The following is a 2,354-nucleotide window of genomic DNA, read 5'->3' as shown; positions in this document are numbered from 1 at the left end:
TTACAATTTACTTATTCCATGATGGAACGTCAGGAACTTAAAGTATCTAATTTATATTATGGAGATTCTTTAAGAGCAATGAAAGGTAAAGAAGCTATTGATGGACATTACAGAAATAAATTAATGAACGAGAATAAAATTCAAACTAAAAATAATGTAGTAGAAGAAAATAAAAACAAAAACAGAATTACAATCGATGATTTATAGGAGATGATATTTTGTATAAAACAGAAAGAATAAATTTTGCATTAGACGAGAAATTTAAAAAACAAATTGATGATCATGTAAAAATGTTTAGTGATAAATATGAAGATCGCACAGATTTTTTAAATTTAGCTATTAGAAATTTAATTGAAGAAGACACAGGTGTAACAACTAAAGAAGCCTTATTAAATTTAACACAAGAGATTAGTGATTTAAAAATTCTAATGAATACAGCAGTTAGAAACACAAATAATACATCTTATAAAAATAATTCAACAGGTGGATACCAATATAGGAGGGATTAGTTGAAAGCAGGAGTAATTTTAACAAGTGACTTTGTCGTAGGGAATAAGAAATCATTTGAAAATTATATCCGTTATATTGATCGTAAAGAAGCGAAGCAAAAAGATTTTCCAGATGAATTTGAACCTATCATTGATGAAAAATTTGAAAAATATTTAGATTATATGAATCGTGAAACAGCAAAACAAAATAATAAACAAGACAAAAGCACAGGGTTATTTAATGAAAAAAGTGATTTACTTACTAAAGAAGAACGTAGGGAAGTTTATAAATCATTTAGAACTGCTCAAAAAAATAACTCTGTGCTTTGGCGTGATGTGTATTCTTTTGGATACACGCTGGTTAGAACAAAATGATTTATTAGTTTATAGAAAATTAAATGAAGAAAAAATTAAAGATGCTGTTAGAAATTCAATGCATACTTTTATTAAAGAAGAAAATCTAGATAAAAATAACATCATATGGGCTGGTGAGATTCATTACAATACAGATAATTACCATGTTCATGTTGCGATTTCTGAAAAAGAAAACAGCAGAGAGATGATCACCTATAAACGAAAAGATGAAAATAATAATTTTATTGAAGTTACAGAGCCTAAAGGCAAACGAAAAAATAAAACAAATTCAAAAATGAAATCATCATTTATTCATCACCTTGTAGAAAGAAATAAAAGTTTAGAACAGTTAAATCAATTGAGAAATACTTTAAATATATCTATTCACATTGATGAAAGTACATTAGAACAGCGAAAACGACTAAATAAAATTATTTCACTTTTACCAGAAAAAGAAAATGAGTGGTCATACAATCATCACAGCATGAAGCATTTAAAAAAGGACATAGATGAGTATACTGAAACATTTTTAAAGCAACATTGTTCTAAAGAGTTCGATGAATATAGAAGAGTACTCTTAAGAGAAGAACAATTTTATAAAGAAGTCTATGGTTCAAAAAGTGATTATCAGTCATATTCTAAAAAATAAATATGATGAATTAAAATCACGTATGGGTAACGAATTGTTACGTAATATTAAAAATAATAAATCTTATGTAGAAGAAAAATTAGGTGTCGAGTTAAATAGACCACCTTCAATTTCTAATAAGAAGAATAAAGAAATATTACAAAATACTTTTCTGAATCATGTAACTGAAAGTAGTAGGTATAGATCATCAAATAAACCAATCTTTAGAATTGTAAGATATAGAGATACTGAATTTAAAATAAAATTAGGTAGTCCAATCATACGCAAACCACGATTGGTTAAACAGCATGAATTTAGACGTATTCAAAATTTATTTAATAATAGAAGAAGACAGAAAGAAGTTGAAGCAGAACATCAAAATCTTGAAGAACGTATTAGAAGAATTAATGAGCAGGAACAGGAATTATAAATTAAATATAAATAGTATTGAGCAATATACAAATGTATATTGCTCTTTTTTATTTTAAAGGAGATATACAAATGAAAGATTTTAATTTGAAGGCATGGATAAAGAAACAAGAATAGAAATAATGGAAGCACTCATTGAACAATTGCACGAAGATGGTGCTTATTTTACAAAAGATGAACTAGATATTGAAGAACAAGAATATCAAATTGAACAAGATGAATTAGAACATAATATTAATGAAGAATTTGAGATGACAGATGATTTAAATCAAAGTTTATGGATTACTCCTGATAACCAACTCTTATCTGGTTATTCAGGAAATGGTATTCGTTCAATAGATCATAGAGCTTTATTAGACTTTTATAACTTAGATAGACAAGATACTAAAAGTTGGGACAAGTTACATGAAATGGGTTATGTAAGAGTTATACCAGAAACTGAATATGCTTTGATA

At 26.7% G+C, this 2,354-nt stretch carries 6 protein-coding genes; all 6 read left to right on the top strand.

The features are described from left to right. A partial coding sequence (locus TJ68_RS08670) for a hypothetical protein (protein ID WP_222859704.1) occupies window positions 1-207 on the top strand: 207 nt, incomplete at its 5' end. A gap of 11 nt (window positions 208-218) precedes the next feature. Then, window positions 219-509 (top strand): ribbon-helix-helix domain-containing protein, encoded by a 291-nt coding sequence (locus TJ68_RS03430; protein WP_040928752.1) that lies wholly within the window; start codon window positions 219-221, stop codon window positions 507-509. Beyond that, window positions 510-863 (top strand): relaxase MobL, encoded by a 354-nt coding sequence (gene mobL / locus TJ68_RS03425; RefSeq protein ID WP_040928751.1) that lies wholly within the window; start codon window positions 510-512, stop codon window positions 861-863. Next, the gene (gene mobL / locus TJ68_RS03420; RefSeq protein WP_040928749.1) at window positions 835-1,491 is read left to right on the top strand and encodes a relaxase MobL; all 657 of its coding nucleotides are present in this window, start codon (window positions 835-837) and stop codon (window positions 1,489-1,491) included. The genes mobL (TJ68_RS03425) and mobL (TJ68_RS03420) overlap by 29 nt, the downstream gene beginning before the upstream one ends. Continuing rightward, window positions 1,451-1,900: a hypothetical protein gene (locus tag TJ68_RS03415; protein WP_040928748.1), complete on the top strand. Its 450-nt coding sequence runs from the start codon at window positions 1,451-1,453 to the stop codon at window positions 1,898-1,900. The genes mobL (TJ68_RS03420) and TJ68_RS03415 overlap by 41 nt, the downstream gene beginning before the upstream one ends. Window positions 1,901-1,994: 94 nt before the next feature. Continuing rightward, on the top strand, window positions 1,995-2,354 hold a 360-nt coding region (locus TJ68_RS03410), incomplete at its 3' end, for a hypothetical protein (RefSeq protein WP_040928747.1).

The organism is Nosocomiicoccus massiliensis (assembly GCF_000438455.1).
Classification (GTDB): Bacteria; Bacillota; Bacilli; order Staphylococcales; family Salinicoccaceae; genus Nosocomiicoccus; species Nosocomiicoccus massiliensis.
This window is presented reverse-complemented; position numbering and strand designations above follow the sequence as displayed.

What these genes read in the sequence shown, in the direction of transcription:
- TJ68_RS03415 (WP_040928748.1), top strand. Translation starts at nt 1,451, where the DNA reads ATGGTTCAAAAAGTGATTATCAGTCATATTCTAAAAAATAAATATGAT.